Here is a 15,439-nt window from a genome sequence, read left to right on the forward strand (position 1 = left end):
GAATCCGTGTGATGTGACGTTGGACCGGGTGCGATCAGACCTGCGCGATCTGCTGCTGCTCGGACCAGAACAACAGCTTCTTCTGCAGCATGTGCATCAGCAGATGCAGCACGATGCCCATCCCGGACAGCACGACGAGCGCAGCGAACACGCCGGCGGTGTCGAGGTTGTTGTTCAGCTGCATGATGAGATTGCCCAGCCCTTTGCGCGAGCCGACGAATTCCCCGACGATCGCACCCAGCACGCTGAAGATGACCGCGATGTGCAGGCCGGCGAAGATCATCGGCGCGGCGCTCGGCAGGCGCACCATCGTGAAGATCTGCCAGCGGCTCGCCTGCAGGGAACGCATCAGTTCGATGCGGGAGATATCGGTGGAACGCAGCCCGACGATCACGTTGACCAGGATTGGAAAGAACGCGACGACCGCCGCCATGATGACCTTCGACGTCATGCCGAAGCCGAACCAGATGATGAAGAGCGGCGCGATCGCCACCTTCGGCGTGGTCTGGATGGCAATCAGATAGGGGTAGAGCGTCTTCTCGACGAAGCGCGATTGCGCGATCACCGCGCCGAGCATGATGCCGAGAATGGTCGCCAGCAGGAAGCCGAGCAGCGCTTCAGCGAGCGTGGTCAGGCCGTTGCTGATGAAGAGTCCGGACGAGAGGCCGTTGACGAGCGCGTGAAAGATGTCGGAAGGCGCCGGCGCAATGTAGATGGGCACCGCTGCCAGCATGAAGCCGATTTCCCACACGGCGACGACCAGCACGAACAGCGCCGGCACGCAGATCCATTCCGGATGTTGCTTCAACATGGCGAATGCCTGACGGCGCGGCGTCGGCGGCGAATGCGGAATCGCGAGTTCGGCGCTCATTCTATGAATCCCTTGGCCTGGAAGTGTTGACGGATGCGGCGCGTGTACGAGCCGAAGCGTTCGGTGGTCATGACATCGAGATCGCGTTGCGCGGGCAGCTCGACATCGACGATTTCAGCGATGCAGCCCGGACGGCTCGACAGCACCAGCACGCGGCTGCCGAGAAACACCGCTTCGGGAATCGAGTGCGTGACGAACAGCACCGTCTTGCCGGACTCGCGCCAGATGCGCCGGATTTCGACGTTCATGGTTTCGCGCGTCATGGCGTCGAGCGCGCCGAAGGGCTCGTCCATCAGCAGCACGGCCGGGTCGTGCACCAAGGCGCGGGCGATCGCAACGCGCTGCTGCATGCCGCCCGACAGCTCGTTCGGATAGCGGTTTGCGAAATCGGCCAGACCGACCATGTCGAGCAATTGCCTGGCACGCGCGCCGGTCGCCTCGCGATCGAGCTTGAGCACCGTGGCGGGCAGCATGACGTTGTCGAAGGTGGTTTTCCACGGCAACAGGACCGGACTCTGGAACACGACGCCGATATCGCGCTGCGGACCGTCGATGGCCTGTCCATTGACGCGAATGGTGCCGGAAGTACGCGGGATGAGACCGGCCAGCATCTTGAGAAGCGTGGACTTGCCGCATCCCGAGGGACCGACGACGGTAATGAATTCACCCCGGTCGATGGTCAGGTCGATGGGACCGAGGGCTTGCACCGAATCGCCGCTGCGGGTGCGGTAATGCTTCTGCAGACCGTCGATCTGGATGAGGGCGGGGAGCGGCGCACGCGGCTCGCTGCCGGAGAGCGACATTGTGGGCATGCGATCCATGACGGCGGAAGCTCTCCTTGAACATCAGACAACGAGGAAGCCCGGCTGGCGGGCGAAGTGGCATCTTCAAATACATACTCATGAGTATGTCGCGAGGGAAATCATACTGACGCGTATGTTGGGCGTCAATAGAAGCGGGTAGGTGTTTACGCGGGCGGGGGCGGGCCCGTCAGTCATGACGCGCGGTTGTCTAAGGAGACAGATCCACGCCACGCGATTCCTTCATATACCGCTTCCAGCGCGCGACCAGCATCAGCCTGCGTTCGCCGTGCCGTTCATCGAGGAAGTGGATGCTCACGATCCGGTCGGTCCTGAAGTGTCGGAAGGCCTGCCGCAACTCGCACCAGGCAGCCAACAGACGCGCGGCATCCGCATAGCCGATGATTAGCGGCCAGATCGTCCGCTCGCTCATGCGTTCTGCTTCGTCGCGATAGCGGATCCGCAGCTTGCGGCCGTCGCGGATCGACTCGCGCAAGCGGCTCATGTCGAGCGTGTCGGCGGAGACCGTGAGCGGCGCCACCGCGCCGATCGTCGGGTCTGCGATGAAGGGCCGGAGATGGTCGGGCACCGCGGCCGCGATCTTCGCGATGAGGTCGTTCGCTGCCCGCGAGAGCACCGCGTCGCTACGCTGCGCCACCCATTGTGCGCCGAGCACGGCCGCCTCCAGTTCCTCGGCGGTCAGCATCAAAGGGGGCATGTCGTATTGACGATCGAGAACATACCCTGTCCCGGCCTCGCCACGAATCGGCACGCGCTGCGCCATCAGGTCCGCGATGTCCCGGTAGACCGTGCGGGTCGACACCTCGAGTTCCTCGGCGAGACTACGCGCGATGACGGGACGCCGTGCGCGTCGCAGGATCTGGATGAGCTGGAAGAGGCGGTCGGATCGGCGCATGCGTTCGCTGCTGACAACACGGTGGCAACAGCACCTTTGTAGGATGGCCGTGACGTCGCACACCATTCTGGTGCGATCCCATCACGGAGGAAAACATGGACTTCGTTTCAACCCGCATTATCACCGACGACATTGCCGGGCTCGTCCGTTTCTATGAACAGCTCGGCCTGACCGCCACGTGGCTGGCCGACGAGTTTGCAGAACTCAGGTCGCCGTCCTGCACGCTGGCGATCGGCACCACCCGGACGATGCAGCAGTTCTTTGCCGGCGCTGCGACGGCGGCGAGCAATCGCTCGGTCATCATTGAATTCCGCGTGGAGGACGCCGACGCCGACTACGAGAAGCTGCAGGCAATGGGCGCACGCATCGAGCAGGCGCCCGTCACACAACCATGGGGCAACCGCTCCCTGCTCTTCCGTGACCCCGACGGCAATCTCATCAACTTCTTCACGCCGGTTACGCCGGAAGCATCGCAAAGGTTTGCGAGGAAGTAGTTCCTGCCTTGGGTCGTTTGGTTCATGTCATTACGCTCAACTTTTCCCATTCAGTGCCGATAAGCGGAAAGTTCGTGCTGAGCGAAGGGGTTGAGCGATCATCGTGTTCGAGCATAAGCCAACGCCGTTGCAACCCGTCATCAGCACATGTCGCCGCAACCCATATTGGCGGGGTGATGATGCTTCACAATTCGATCAAGTCTTCCTTCACGCCCGCCGATGCGGAAGCCATGGAGCGAACCGTGGGGCGGATCGCTTTTGCGCCCGACGGCAGCATCCTTCGCGTGAACGAGCGCTTCCTGGAACTCTTCGACTACCAGGGATGGGAGCTCGTCGGACGCAATCGCAGCATCTTCCGGCCGCTCGCAGCGGGCGCAGCCGTGCGGGACGAGATCGATACGGTCCTTGAAACCGCCGAAGCGTTCTTCGGCGAAATGCAGCAGCTGAAGCGCGACGGCTCGTCCTTCTGGACCGAGGTTTCCTGCATCCCGTTCGCGGCCGCGGACGGCACGGTCGGCGAAATCGTCATGCTGGTGCGCGACGTGACCGCCCGCATGATGTCGGCCGTGGACGACGCCGGCCAGATCGCCGCCATCAATACCTCGCAGGCCGTGATCCACTTCGCGATGGACGGCACGATCCTTCACGCCAACGAGATGTTTCTCGACGCGACCGGCTATGGTCTCGATGAAGTCGTCGGCCAGCATCACCGCATGTTCGTCGCCGCCGACGAGGCCAGCGACCCGTCGTATGCCGCGTTCTGGGAACGCTTGCGAGAAGGCTTGCACGCTTCCGGCGAATATCGGCGCTTCAGCAAGGACGGCCGCGCCGTCTGGCTGCGTGCGACCTACAATCCCATCCTCGACCTCGAAGGTCGTCCGTTCAAGATCGTCAAGTATGCGGTCGACGTCACCTCGGAAAAACAGCAGAACGCCGATTTCGAAGGCCAGATTGCGGCCATCGACAAGTCGCAGTGCATCGTGACCTTTGCGCCCGACGGCACCATTCTGGATGCCAACCGCAACTTCCTCGAAGCGGTGGGCTACACGATGGAGGAACTCGAAGGCCGCCATCACCGCATGTTCGTCGATCCGGCCTACGCGCACAGTCTCGACTACGAGATTTTCTGGAGCGATCTGGCCGCCGGCCGTCATCGCAGCGGCGAGTTCCGGCGGATTGGCCGCGACAAGCGCGAGATCTGGCTGCAGGCCATCTATAGCCCGGTGCTCGATCAGGACGGCCGGCCCTTCAAGATCGTCAAGTACGCAACGGTGGTCACGCGCGAGAAGCTTCGCCAGGCGGACCATCAAGGTCAGATCGCCGCGATCCACAAGTCGCAGAGCGTGGTCGCCTTCAATGTCGACGGCACGATCCTCGACGCCAACGACAACTTTCTCGACCTGGCGGGTTACCGCCTGTCGCAGGTTATCGGCCGGCATCATTCGATGTTTGTTTCGGCGGAGGAGCGGGACAGCGAAAGCTATGGGAAGTTCTGGCAGGCGCTCGCCGCGGGTCAGTACCAGGCGGGCGAATTCAAGCGCCTCGGCCGCGATGGCCGCGAGATCTGGCTGCAGGCTTCCTACAATCCGATCCTCGACATGAACGGGCGGACCTTCAAGGTCGTCAAGAACGCCGTCGACGTGACCCAGCAGAAGCTGCGGCAAGGCGACTACGAAGGCCAGATCGCCGCGATCAACAAGTCGCAGAGCGTGGTCTCGTTCGACATGGACGGCAACGTGCTCGAAGCGAACGACAACTTCCTGACGCTGATGGGCTACACGCTTCGGGACGTGGTGGGCCGGCACCATCGCATGTTCGTCGACAAGGAAACCGCCGCGCATGCGGATTACGCACGCTTCTGGACCGAGCTGCGCGCGGGCACGTTCCTGTCTTCCAAGTTCAAGCGCATCGCGGCGAACGGGGCCGAGGTCTGGATCCAGGCATCCTATAACCCGATCTACGACCTGAACGGCAAGCCCTTCAAGATCGTCAAGATCGCCGCCGACATCACCGCCGACGTGTCCCTCGCCGCCGATCTCTCGCGGGCCCAGAAGGAGGTCCAGCACGACCCGGCGACGGGCCTGCCGAACCGGCTCGGCCTGCGCATGTTCATGCGCCAGGTGCTCAGGGCGACCGACAGCGAACTCGCGCTGTTCTATCTCGACCTCGATCACTTCAAGCCGATCAACGACACGTTCGGCCATGATGTGGGCGATCTCGTGTTGCGCACTGTCGCCGCGCGCCTGACGGGTGAGATGAGGGAAGGGCAGCTGGTTGCGCGGATCGGTGGCGACGAGTTCGTTGTTGCTGCCTCGAACCTGGCGCGGCCGCAGGTCGTCGAACTCGCGGAACGCCTGATCGAGGCGGTGTCCCAGCCCATCGCTCATGGCGACCGGTGGCTGGAGGTGGGCCTGTCGATCGGTATCGCGCTGACGCCGCAGGATACGCTCGAAGAAGACGAGTTGTTCCGCTTCGCCGACGTTGCGCTGTATCGGTCCAAGGGCAAGCAGCGCGGCACCTACACGTTCTACGCCGAAGATGCGGAAACCTCGGCCGAGACCGAACGGCATCTCGCGCATGACATGCTGATCGCGATCAAGGCGCGTGAATTCGATCTCGCCTGCAGCGTGCGCGTCTCGTCCACGAACGCGATCGCCGTCGAGGTCCAGCCGTGGTGGAATCATCCGACGCTCGGCCGGCTCGGCACGGAAAGTTATCTGCGCGTGGCCGAGCAGAGCGGGCTTGTCGTGCCGCTCGGAGAATGGGTCTTGCGCGAGGCCTGCAAGCTCGCCACGCGGCTGCCCGAAGTGACGGTCTGCGTGCCCGTCTACCCCAAGCAGCTTCTGACGAGCGACTTCACCGAGACGCTGACATTGGCGCTGCGCGAGAGCGGCGTCGACGCGAACCGCCTTGAACTGCGGCTCGAACGCGGCACCGCTCGCGTGAACACGGAAAGCCTGCGCGCGGATCTCGCGAGGCTCAGGGCAATGGGGCTTCAGGTCGTCGCCGATAGCGTGCTTGCCGGCGAAAACGCGCTGTCGAACCGGGCCTCCTGGAGCATGGACCGCGTGATGGTTGACGCGCGCCTTCGCGCCTTGCTCAAGCGACAGCTTCATTCGCTGGCAGAGGAGATCGCCGGGATCGAGGCGGGCGACGCCAGAACGACGACGAGCGGCAGGCGTTGCTTCGAGATCGACGCCACGGCGGCACTGCGGAGCTTCGTGCTGCTCGATGCGACCAAGGCGTCCGAGCTGGCGGGCGTGCTGCGGGAGACGAAGAAGAAGCTGAAGGGTGAGGGGTGGGTTGAAGAGGGCAGGAAGCTGGCGAGGAAGGAAAAGGCGGCCTGACGCGCGGGGCCGTTGCGTTTGCATGAACCGGAACGGGCGCGTTCGATGCCGGTGGCCGACATCGGCTGAAGCAGGGGTATTGGGACGACGCCAACGATAGCAGGCACAATACGCAGCGCCAGCCGCTGCGGGTTGTCCGCGCGCGGCCGCCTGTTCCTCGTCCCCGCCCACCCATGACTGAAGCTTCTTCCAGGCAGAATTCGCCGCGCTTTCTGCTGTTGCTCGTGTGCCTGTTCGCGTCCGCCGGACAACTCGCCATCGACATTTATGTGCCCGCGCTGCCCGCGATGGCGCGCTATTTCAGCGTGTCGGCGCAAGCCATTCAGTCGAGCGTGTCCGGCTACATGGCCGCCTACGCCATCGGCCAGCTCGTGCTCGGTCCCGTCGCCGATGCCTATGGCCGCAAGCGCGTGCTCGCTTTCGGGCTGGTGGTCTATACCCTCGGCTGTCTGCTCTCGCTCACGGCGAACAGCCTCGAAACCTTCATCCTCGCGCGCGTCCTGCAGGGCTTCGGCATCGCGGCCACCAATCTGCTTGCCAAGGCGATCATCACCGATTCGTTCAGTGGCCAGCGCTTGCTGCACGCGTTCACCTACATGTCGATTGCCTGGGGGTTCGCGCCGATCGTCGCGCCGGTCATCGGCGCGCACCTGCAGGAATGGCTGGGCTGGAAAGCCTGCCTGGTGTTCCTGCTGATCTATTCGATCGTGATGTGGGGGTTCGTCTGGCGATACCAGGAGACGTTGCGCAAGCCTGTGCATCTGGCGCCGCGCACGCTGATCAGCAATGCCGGGAAGGTCCTGGCAAGCCCCGTGTTTCAAAGCTGTTTTCTGGCGCAAGGCCTGTGCTACAGCATTCTGCTGGTGTTCAATATCGTCGGGCCGTTCATGGTGCAGAACACGCTGCACAGGCCGCCGACCTATTTCGGCTATCTCGCGCTGGCCATCGGCATGATGTATTTTCTCGGCGGCCTCTCGAACCGTTTGCATGGACCGCGCTTTCCGAGCGCCGAAACGCGCTTGCGCCTGGGCTCGCGAATCATGGCAGGCGCCGCGGTCGCGATGCTGCTCTTCTCGCTCACCGCGGGACTCACGGTGTGGTCGCTTGCCTTGCCCGTGCTCGTGATGGGCTTTTGTGCAGGGGCCATGTATCCGACCTTCATGGCGAAGGGCAACTCGCTGTTTCCGCATATCGCCGGTTTGACGAGCGCGATTCTCGGTTGCGCACTGCTGCTGGTTTCGTCCGTCATGATGGGACTGGCCGGCTTCGTGTCAGTGCAGATACTTGCGCCGCTGGCCCTGTTCTTCGTCGCGATCGGCGTGACCGTGGTCGTGATGGTGAACCTGCTGCTGCGGCATCTGGAGCGAGCCGCGCGGGACGAAGCGGCGGTCAAGGCGGCGTAAGCGCGGGCCGTACGCCGCTTGACCCGCTTGCGGCTATCCCGTGGTTTGCGCAGCGCTGGCCCGGCCTTGCGCGAAGTGGCCCGGCTTGAGGGCCAGCACGGCGATGAGACTCAACGCAATGCCGATCATCACGTACAGGACGGGCGCAAGCGGCGAACCCGTGAGCGCGATGAGCCACGTGACGAAGGTCTGCGCAAAGCCCCCAAAGATTAAAACGACCACGTTGTTGACCACGGCGAGCGACGTCGCGCGCGAACGCCTGGGGAACATTTCCGCGAGCGTCGTGCAATAGACGCCGAGGAAGGTGGCGCTGATCACGCCGATCACGATCTGCGCGACCAGAAGCCGTGAGACGGATGGCGCCGCCACGACCCAGGCATAGAGCGGATAGATGGCGACGAGGTAGGCGGCCAGCGAGCCGACCAGCAGGGTTTTGCGGTCGTGACGATCGGACAGCGCGCCGGCAATCGGCGTGACGATCAGCATGACGATGGCCGCGATCATCTGCACCATGAAGCTCTCGGACACGGGCAGCTTGAGCACCTGTTTCGCATAGGTGACGGTATAGCCGAAGGTGACGTAGAACGTGACCGTGCTCGCGACCACCATGCCCATGCCGATCAGATAGTCCGACAGTCCGCGCTTGACGGCGCTTGCGTCTGCCGGGCGCGCGTGCGGCGTTGCATGGATGCGCGCGTAGGTTTCGCTGGCGTGACGGCGCAGATAAACCGTCAGTGGCGCAATGAGCAGGCCGACGGCAAAGGGAAGACGCCAGCCGCCCGCAATCTGCTGCTCGGGCGTGAACACCTGGGTGACCAGCACGCCGAGCGCGGCGCCCAGCATCGTCGACATGAGTTGGCCGCTCATCTGCCACGATCCATAGAAGCCGGAGCGCCTGGGCGGCGCGAGTTCGATCAGGAAGGCCGTCGAGGTGCCGAACTCGCCGCCAATCGAGAAGCCTTGCAGCAGCCGGGCCGCGAGCATCAGCAGCGGTGCGGCGACGCCCGCCGTGGCGTAGGTCGGTGCGAAGGTCATGATGGCCGCGGCCAGCGCCATGATGCTCATGCCGAGCGTCATGGCCGACTTGCGGCCGTATTTGTCGCCATAGAGACCGAGCAGCACGCCGCCCACCGGCCGCATGAAGAAGCCCGCGCCGAACAGGGCGGTCGTCAGGAGGATGGCATTCAGGCTCGCGCCCGAATCGGCAGGTGCGGCGGGAAAGAACAGCTTGCTGATGAGCGGCGTCATCGCGGCGAAGATGGTGAAGTCGAACCACTCCATCGCATTGGCCAGCACCGCGGCCACGATGACGGGCTTCAGGCCAGGTTGAGTATCCATCGGCTATCTCGGGACAAGGTTGGAAGGAGAGTCCGAATTCGTCGGATCATGCAACCGGCGTTTGCCCGGGAAACACAGGCTCGCCGAGATTCAGCATCAGCCGGTTGGCCCACGCGAAGATGGCGATCGAATGGATGAGATCGAGAATCTCGGCATCAGAGAGACCGGCCTCGCGCAACGCGCGCAGATGGCTGGCTTCGATGTTGTCGGGATGCTCGGTCAACGCGGCCGAGAAGCGCGCAATCGCTTGTTCGCGGCTCGTCGTGCCGGCGCTGTGGGGATCGTCGAAAACCTGGCGGATGACGTCGTTGCGCTTGGCGAGCTGTTCGAAACGCTGCGCATGGACCGACGCGCAATACACACAGCCATTGATCCGCGATACCACGGTGGTCGACAGTTCCCGTTCCGCGCGAGGCAGGCCGCCGGGTGCGTACATGATCGCGTTGAAAGCCGCGGAGCGCTGCCGCAGGATCTCCGGCTGATGCACCAGAAAGCGGTAGTAATCCGACTCCTTTGCCTTGGGGTGGCTCTCTTCGAGCACGGCGATCTGTTCCCCGGTCGCCTGGTCGAGGTTCACGACGTCGAGCCATGCGCGCCATCCCAGTGACTCGTTCGTGAAGCCGTTCGAACGGATGAAGTCGGTCATGCTGCGCGCTCCAGTTGTGCAAAGGCTTGCAGACCCGCGACGAGGCGCGTCTGATACGAGAGGAAGGCAATCAATTGCGCAAGCGCGACGACAGCGGGCGTCGTGAGTCCGGCAGCGGGCAGCGTCTGCAGGGCGGCCTCGTCGCCGGCGACCGGGTTCTCGATCAACGTGCGCGTGAACGCGAGGATTGCACGCAGGCGCGGCTCGGTCAGATCGTCAGGCGTGCCGCTTTCCACGGCGCTGAGCGTCGCTTGATCGATATCGTGCGCGGTCAGTTCGGCGCGGTAATGGGCGGCAAGCGCCGGGGAGGGCGTGAGACGGCTTGCGTAGAGCGCGACGAGCAATCGTTCGACAAGCGTGAGGTCTTCGAGCGCGGGATCGAACAGCGCGTCGTAGCTGCCCTGAGTCGCGTCCACGACCTTCGCCCGCTGGTGCCGCAGCGCGTAAGTGCCTGAGTCGGGCGCGAGGCCAGCGACGCTATCGATCACGTCCTGATCAATGTCATGTGTCATGTTCAACTCCCGAAAGCCTGGTCGGCGAGTGCCGGCGGCGGTGGCGCGGGCGTCCACTCGGTCCCGTCAATTTCGGGCTCCGCGAACGTCTCCATGTTGGCGTAATGCAATTCGACATCCTCCCGATAGAACGTCGCCGCGAGCCCTTGGGCAAGCCGCTTGGCTCCGTCGCTCACGGCCGGGATGTCGCCTGAGAGCGCGCCGTGCGAGAGCGTCGCAGGCGCACAGAAGCAATGGATGCGTTCCAGGCCGGGGCATTCGCCCGCGGTCTTTTCCTGGAATTCGAAGACAGGTCCGAGATCCGGCGAATCAGCAAGCTCGATGTCATCGTCACCGGCGGGCGGCGCGTAGCGGTCTTTCCAGACGCGGACATGACGCGCGAACGGCGCGAACTCGGGACGGGCCGTCCAGTCGATGCGAAAGCCCGTGCCGAACAGGAGGAAGTCGAGCGCAAAGTCGCCTTTCGGCGTATGGACCTGCAACGCGTTCCCGGTCACTTCGACATCGGTGATCGGCGTACCGAGATTGAAGCGCGCGTTGGCGTGACCTGATACGCGCAGTGTGCTGCCGCGTGGCGGCGGCACCTGCTGCACGTTGATGTAATGGCGGATGCGCCACTTCCAGTCGTCGGGCAACACGACATGACCGTGCGTGAGGCCCGGATTGCCTGCGCCCTTGCCTTTGTTGATGCGGGGAATGTCCGTCCGGCGAATCAGCAGATCGACGGACGCTGCGCCTGCTTCGAGCGCGGTCGCCGCGCTGTCCATCGCCGATGCGCCCGCACCGATGACGCCCACGCGCTTGCCGCGCAGCGTGCCGTAGTCCAGCGCATCGGACGAATGGGCGTAGAAGCGGCGCGGCAGGTCGCGCACGAACGCGGGCACGGCGGGGCCGCCCAGTCCGTCGCGGCCCATCGCGAGGATGACATGGCGCGCGAAGACCGTCTCGTTGCCCGCGGCATTCGTGATGGAGAGCGCCACGCAACCGTCCTCGCGCGGCGTGATGGCGGTGATGCGGTGTTCATTGCGCACGTCGATGTCCAGCACATCGCGATACCAGCGCAGATAGTCCATCCATTGCAGGCGCGGGATCTTGTCGAGCGCGTCCCAGGCCTGCGTGCCGAACTGCGCTTCGAACCACGCGCGGAAGGTGAGCGACGGCAGGCCGAGCGCGGGACCGGTGAGTTGCTTCGGCGAGCGGAGGGTTTCCATGCGTGCCGTGGTCGCCCACGGGCCTTCGAAGCCGCGCGGCGATTGATCGTAGATGACGGCATCGATGCCGAGATGGCCCAGTGCTGCCGACACCGCGAGCCCGGCCATGCCGCCGCCGATGATGGCGACGTTGACGAGCGCGTGGCCGTCGACGGTCCGCTCAGGGATCCAGCGTTTCGCGGGCAATTCGAGCCAGGCGAGATCCTGGCGCAAGCGGGTTTCGAGCGCCGCGAGACCCGCGGTAGATGGAGTGCTCGGGTTCATCACAGCAAGTTTTCCTTCATGGCGGGCAGGTCGCCATAGAGCGACTGCAGGACCTGGGCGTGTTCGGTGCCCGCGCGCAGAGTGAAATCCGGGAGCAGGGTGCGGGCGGCATCGGCGAGCGCGTCGACGAGGTGTGCGGCTACGGGCGGCAGCGGGACTGCGTCGCGTGAGATCACGCCGAAGAAATACGGAATGTCGGCGTCGATCGGACGGATCGCGATGCCGGTCAGCGGTGTGCCATAGGCGGTGACCGGTTCGAGAACGGAGATGCCGAGGCCTGCGCGCACGGCGGTCAGCGCGTTCAGCGACGAATTCGTTTCGATCAATTCCGTGGGTTTGACTGACGCTTGCGCGAACGCGTGGTCGAGACGGCGGCGCAGGCGATACGGATTCTGCATCGTGACGATGGGGCGACCCTCGCAGGCCGAAAGGGGCAGGCGGTCGTGTTGCGCAAGGGGATCGTCGTCGCGCAGCGCCGCGACGCACGCGGATTGGCCGATCCAGTGCACGAGCACGCCGCGATGTTCGAGCGGCAGGCTGGCCACGCCGATATCGGCGGCACCGGTGAGCACGGCGTGCACCACCTGCTCCGGGGTCACGCTGCGTAACTGGATGTTGCGCGTGGCGTTGGCGGTCTGGACGTGGGCGAGCCCGAGCGGCACGAGGCCCGCGGCAAGTGCCGAGGTCGCGGCAATCCGCAAGGGACGGCTGTCGCCACGCGCGATTTCGTCAGAGCGTTTCTGGATTCCTTGCAGGCTTGCAAGGATGGATTCGACTTCATTGTAGAACTGGATGCCTTGTTCGGTTGGCGTGACGCGGGGGCCGTTGCGGGTGAACAGCGCGTAGCGTACGTCGGCCTCCAGATCCTGGATCAGACGCGTGATGGCAGGCTGCGAGCGGTTCAGCAGGCGGCCAGCGGCGGTGATGCTGCCGGTGGTGACGACTGCGGCGAAGGCTTCGAGCTGGCGTAGGTCCATGCGGTGTATGGTCGCGAGGAGAATGTGGTTTTCACATTCTGGGGCGTCAATAATGCAAATTGCAAATAATTAATTGGAATATGGACATTAAGGGGAGGGGTGCTGGTTTCCGGTGGACGTGCGCCGCGCGGTTCGTCCTGGCCGCTCGTCAGCAAGGCACAGAGATCAGGGGAATGGCGATCGGTGATTGCTCAACCGAAGATGAGGCTTCGGTGAATGGCTTAGTCGCAAGGCGGTCGCAAAAGACTGCAAACCTGGCAAGGCAGAAAGCAAATGATGTCCAGACGAACAGGGAAGTCCTTCGCTGATTTCGACTGCACGTTGCGTTAAGGCAAAGTGGCCGGGTTAGCTTCCCATTCCATACGGCGCCTTCTCTTGGTCGGAAGGCCAGCGACGTTATTGGAATCAGGGTCGGCGTAGCCGGGCGCAGCAGGCAGCAGGCGGCCATGAACGGCCGGACGCAACTGAAATCTGAGCGACCGGTTTCAGAAAAGAACCCGACGTTCAGGGGCAACCCTCTCCGCGACTTTGAAGGTGTTCCTCACCGCTTGAGCCGTAGGGCTGCATCGCCGTTACAAGGGGGCCATGTACAGTGGCCGCTTAACCGATTTGCGGTCTCGCCTAAGAATATCTGCTGAGACCGGGAGCACGATTATTCAGTGACGAGCGGCCCCGCATGATATTGCTCGTCGGTCACCGGCTCCATCCATTCGACATTCTTGCCGTCGAGCAATTCGGTTAGAGCAAGATGCGACATGGCGGTGGTCGCAGCCGCTCCGTGCCAGTGCCGCTTGCCGCACGAGCACGAGACGATGTCACCGGCGCGGATTTCCGTTCGGAGGCCGCCTTCACATTGAGTCCAGCCGACGCCATTGAGAACGAGGAGTGTTTGCCCGAGCGGGTGCGTATGCCAGTTGGTGCGTGCACCGGGTTCAAACGTCACGATGCCGCCGCCGAGACGCGCCGGTTCCTCAGCCTGAAAGAGGCTATCGATACGGACCGAGCCGGTAAACCAGCTTTCAGGGCCCTTGATTGACGGCTTCGTGCCGTTACGGACGATGGTCTGAGATGCTTTGGTCATGATTGCGCTCTTTCAGGTTATGGGGTGCCCGGGTCTCCCTCGGCGACTAGCCAGACCGCCATGTCAGAGGCCGAGTTTTCGCTCGCTCATCCATTTCACGATCGCCGGGTCGCGATGGGAGAAGAAGCTGCTCTTACCAGTCTCCAGCGTTGCGACTGCCTGCATGTCTCCCTCGGACAGCTCGAAGTCGAAGACAGCCAGGTTTTCCAGCATCCGTTCCTTCCGCACAGACTTCGCGAGGGCGACAATGCCGCGCTGAACCAGCCATCGCAGTACCACTTGCCCCACGGTCTTGCCGTGGCCCTGCGCAATCGCCACTAGTTGCTCGTTCTCGAACAGGTTGTTTCGTCCTTCGGCGAAGGGGGCCCAGGCCTCTGGCTGAACGCCGAGCCCGCGCATGAAATCGACGCTTTCAACTTGCTGATGGAAGGGATTGACTTCGATCTGGTTAACGGCTGGCGTCACCTCGTTGAAACACTTGATGTCCATGAGACGATCCGGCTGGAAGTTGCTCAGGCCGATCGCACGAAGCTTGCCGGCGCGATGCGCCTCCTCCATCGCTCGCCACGCGCCGTGAACGTCCGAGAACGGCTGGTGAATCAGGAACAGATCGAGGTAGTCCAGACCCAGACGCTTCAGCGACTTGTCGATGGCCGCCTGAGCACGTTCATAGCCAGCATCCTCGACCCACAGCTTGCTGGTGACGAAAAGCTGGTCGCGGGGGACCCCGCAACGCTTGAGGCCACGCCCGGTCGCCTCCTCGTTCTTATAGGACGCAGCGGTGTCGATGAGACGATAGCCTGCCTGCACCGCGTCCACGACGCAGCGTTCGCATTCCGTCTCGTCGGCGATCTGGAAGACACCGTAGCCGAGGATCGGCATCTTGATTCCGTTGTTGAGTGTCACGTCTTGCATGTTCGTTCCTTGCAGTTGAAAGTCGACGGCGGCATGAGGTCTGCTCAGGACGCGCCAGGTTCCCTGGTCAAGTCTGTCTTGTCGAGCCACTCGTTGACGAGATTCAGCGTTTTGCGCTCCTGGTCCGCCTCCATCACGAACGGGCTACGCATCTTCGCCAACGGCGCGAGGCTGGCGAGCACGGACAGGCCGTTGCCGAGGCCGTATCCACCATGTGTTACGAAAGGCGTGAGCGTTTTGCCCGTGAGATCGTGGGTCGCCAAAAACGAACGAACCACCGGTGGCGCCGTCTCTCCCCAGATCGGAAAGCCAAGGTAGACGGTGTCGTACGTGCCGATGTCCGTGAGACGAGCCGCCAGCGCCGGCGCGAAGCCACTGTCCCGCTCCTGTCGGGCCTGTTCGACGGTTGCGAGATACTCCTCGGGATACGGGTCGGCCGGTCGCATCTCGAACACGTCCGCCTCGAACGCTCGCTGCAACAGCCCGGCTACAACCCGCGTATTGCCGGAACGCGAAAAGTAGGCGACGAGAACTCGCGACCTCGTCTTGCGAACTGTGTTGCTGCCGCTGCCTATAGCCACTGCGGCGTTCCAAGGCAAGGCTGCGACCGCGGCCATAAGCACCCGGCGCTTACGCTCGTTGGAAGACATCATGTTGCCTTGTG

Annotated in this window: 14 protein-coding genes; 3 read left to right on the forward strand and 11 right to left on the reverse strand. The window is 63.5% G+C overall.

Annotated elements, in window-relative coordinates; translation table 11 throughout:
- Positions 1 to 34: 34 nt before the first annotated feature.
- The 3 genes from QCE62_RS18775 to QCE62_RS18785 all read right to left on the reverse strand — a co-directional run bounded on the left by QCE62_RS18775 (position 35) and on the right by QCE62_RS18785 (position 2,587).
- Positions 35 to 871, reverse strand: coding sequence for an ABC transporter permease (locus QCE62_RS18775; RefSeq protein WP_309813872.1), 837 nt, complete (start codon positions 869 to 871; stop codon positions 35 to 37).
- Positions 868 to 1,683, reverse strand: coding sequence for an ABC transporter ATP-binding protein (locus QCE62_RS18780; RefSeq protein WP_404987406.1), 816 nt, complete (start codon positions 1,681 to 1,683; stop codon positions 868 to 870). Before QCE62_RS18780 ends, QCE62_RS18775 begins: the two co-directional genes overlap by 4 nt.
- Positions 1,684 to 1,882: 199 nt before the next feature.
- On the reverse strand, positions 1,883 to 2,587 hold the full coding sequence (locus tag QCE62_RS18785; RefSeq protein WP_309921572.1) for a YafY family protein: 705 nt from the start codon (positions 2,585 to 2,587) through the stop codon (positions 1,883 to 1,885).
- Positions 2,588 to 2,682: 95 nt separating this feature from the next.
- Between QCE62_RS18785 and QCE62_RS18790 the strand changes: the two genes are divergently transcribed.
- The 3 genes from QCE62_RS18790 (at position 2,683) to QCE62_RS18800 (ending at position 7,831) form a co-directional block, all read left to right on the forward strand.
- The gene (locus tag QCE62_RS18790; protein WP_309921575.1) at positions 2,683 to 3,081 is read left to right on the forward strand and encodes a VOC family protein; all 399 of its coding nucleotides are present in this window, start codon (positions 2,683 to 2,685) and stop codon (positions 3,079 to 3,081) included.
- A 176-nt stretch (positions 3,082 to 3,257) separates the two neighbouring features.
- Positions 3,258 to 6,428: a PAS domain S-box protein gene (locus QCE62_RS18795; protein ID WP_309921578.1), complete on the forward strand. Its 3,171-nt coding sequence runs from the start codon at positions 3,258 to 3,260 to the stop codon at positions 6,426 to 6,428.
- Positions 6,429 to 6,601: 173 nt separating this feature from the next.
- On the forward strand, positions 6,602 to 7,831 hold the full coding sequence (locus tag QCE62_RS18800) for a multidrug effflux MFS transporter (RefSeq protein WP_309921581.1): 1,230 nt from the start codon (positions 6,602 to 6,604) through the stop codon (positions 7,829 to 7,831).
- 33 nt (positions 7,832 to 7,864) lie between these two features.
- Here the strand turns inward: QCE62_RS18800 and QCE62_RS18805 are convergent, their stop codons facing one another.
- From QCE62_RS18805 to QCE62_RS18840, 8 genes are all read right to left on the reverse strand, one after another.
- Positions 7,865 to 9,169 (reverse strand): MFS transporter, encoded by a 1,305-nt coding sequence (locus QCE62_RS18805; RefSeq protein WP_309921584.1) that lies wholly within the window; start codon positions 9,167 to 9,169, stop codon positions 7,865 to 7,867.
- 46 nt (positions 9,170 to 9,215) lie between these two features.
- On the reverse strand, positions 9,216 to 9,815 hold the full coding sequence (locus tag QCE62_RS18810) for a peroxidase-related enzyme (protein WP_309921587.1): 600 nt from the start codon (positions 9,813 to 9,815) through the stop codon (positions 9,216 to 9,218).
- Positions 9,812 to 10,327 carry a CMD domain protein gene (locus tag QCE62_RS18815; protein WP_309921588.1) on the reverse strand — a complete coding sequence of 172 codons (516 nt, stop codon included), beginning with the start codon at positions 10,325 to 10,327 and terminating at the stop codon, positions 9,812 to 9,814. Before QCE62_RS18815 ends, QCE62_RS18810 begins: the two co-directional genes overlap by 4 nt.
- A 2-nt stretch (positions 10,328 to 10,329) precedes the next feature.
- Positions 10,330 to 11,802 carry an NAD(P)/FAD-dependent oxidoreductase gene (locus QCE62_RS18820; protein WP_309921590.1) on the reverse strand — a complete coding sequence of 491 codons (1,473 nt, stop codon included), beginning with the start codon at positions 11,800 to 11,802 and terminating at the stop codon, positions 10,330 to 10,332.
- Positions 11,802 to 12,779: a LysR family transcriptional regulator gene (locus QCE62_RS18825; protein WP_309921593.1), complete on the reverse strand. Its 978-nt coding sequence runs from the start codon at positions 12,777 to 12,779 to the stop codon at positions 11,802 to 11,804. The genes QCE62_RS18820 and QCE62_RS18825 overlap by 1 nt, the downstream gene beginning before the upstream one ends.
- A gap of 652 nt (positions 12,780 to 13,431) precedes the next feature.
- Positions 13,432 to 13,860 (reverse strand): cupin domain-containing protein, encoded by a 429-nt coding sequence (locus QCE62_RS18830; RefSeq protein WP_309921596.1) that lies wholly within the window; start codon positions 13,858 to 13,860, stop codon positions 13,432 to 13,434.
- 63 nt (positions 13,861 to 13,923) lie between these two features.
- Entirely contained in the window at positions 13,924 to 14,775 is an 852-nt protein-coding gene (locus QCE62_RS18835) for an aldo/keto reductase (RefSeq protein WP_309921599.1), read from the reverse strand.
- A 44-nt stretch (positions 14,776 to 14,819) separates the two neighbouring features.
- Positions 14,820 to 15,428, reverse strand: a complete 609-nt coding sequence (locus QCE62_RS18840; RefSeq protein WP_309921602.1) for a flavodoxin — start codon at positions 15,426 to 15,428, stop codon at positions 14,820 to 14,822.
- Between the last annotated feature and the right edge of the window lie 11 nt (positions 15,429 to 15,439).

The organism is Caballeronia sp. LZ033, assembly GCF_031451265.1.
Taxonomy (GTDB): domain Bacteria; phylum Pseudomonadota; class Gammaproteobacteria; order Burkholderiales; family Burkholderiaceae; genus Caballeronia.

Coding starts and splice junctions, on each gene's coding strand:
- QCE62_RS18775 (WP_309813872.1), bottom strand. CDS start 871: ATGAGCGCCGAACTCGCGATTCCGCATTCGCCGCCGACGCCGCGCCGT.
- QCE62_RS18780 (WP_404987406.1), bottom strand. CDS start 1,683: ATGCCCACAATGTCGCTCTCCGGCAGCGAGCCGCGTGCGCCGCTCCCC.
- QCE62_RS18785 (WP_309921572.1), bottom strand. CDS start 2,587: ATGCGCCGATCCGACCGCCTCTTCCAGCTCATCCAGATCCTGCGACGC.
- QCE62_RS18790 (WP_309921575.1), top strand. CDS start 2,683: ATGGACTTCGTTTCAACCCGCATTATCACCGACGACATTGCCGGGCTC.
- QCE62_RS18795 (WP_309921578.1), top strand. CDS start 3,258: ATGATGCTTCACAATTCGATCAAGTCTTCCTTCACGCCCGCCGATGCG.
- QCE62_RS18800 (WP_309921581.1), top strand. CDS start 6,602: ATGACTGAAGCTTCTTCCAGGCAGAATTCGCCGCGCTTTCTGCTGTTG.
- QCE62_RS18805 (WP_309921584.1), bottom strand. CDS start 9,169: ATGGATACTCAACCTGGCCTGAAGCCCGTCATCGTGGCCGCGGTGCTG.
- QCE62_RS18810 (WP_309921587.1), bottom strand. CDS start 9,815: ATGACCGACTTCATCCGTTCGAACGGCTTCACGAACGAGTCACTGGGA.
- QCE62_RS18815 (WP_309921588.1), bottom strand. CDS start 10,327: ATGACACATGACATTGATCAGGACGTGATCGATAGCGTCGCTGGCCTC.
- QCE62_RS18820 (WP_309921590.1), bottom strand. CDS start 11,802: ATGAACCCGAGCACTCCATCTACCGCGGGTCTCGCGGCGCTCGAAACC.
- QCE62_RS18825 (WP_309921593.1), bottom strand. CDS start 12,779: ATGGACCTACGCCAGCTCGAAGCCTTCGCCGCAGTCGTCACCACCGGC.
- QCE62_RS18830 (WP_309921596.1), bottom strand. CDS start 13,860: ATGACCAAAGCATCTCAGACCATCGTCCGTAACGGCACGAAGCCGTCA.
- QCE62_RS18835 (WP_309921599.1), bottom strand. CDS start 14,775: ATGCAAGACGTGACACTCAACAACGGAATCAAGATGCCGATCCTCGGC.
- QCE62_RS18840 (WP_309921602.1), bottom strand. CDS start 15,428: ATGATGTCTTCCAACGAGCGTAAGCGCCGGGTGCTTATGGCCGCGGTC.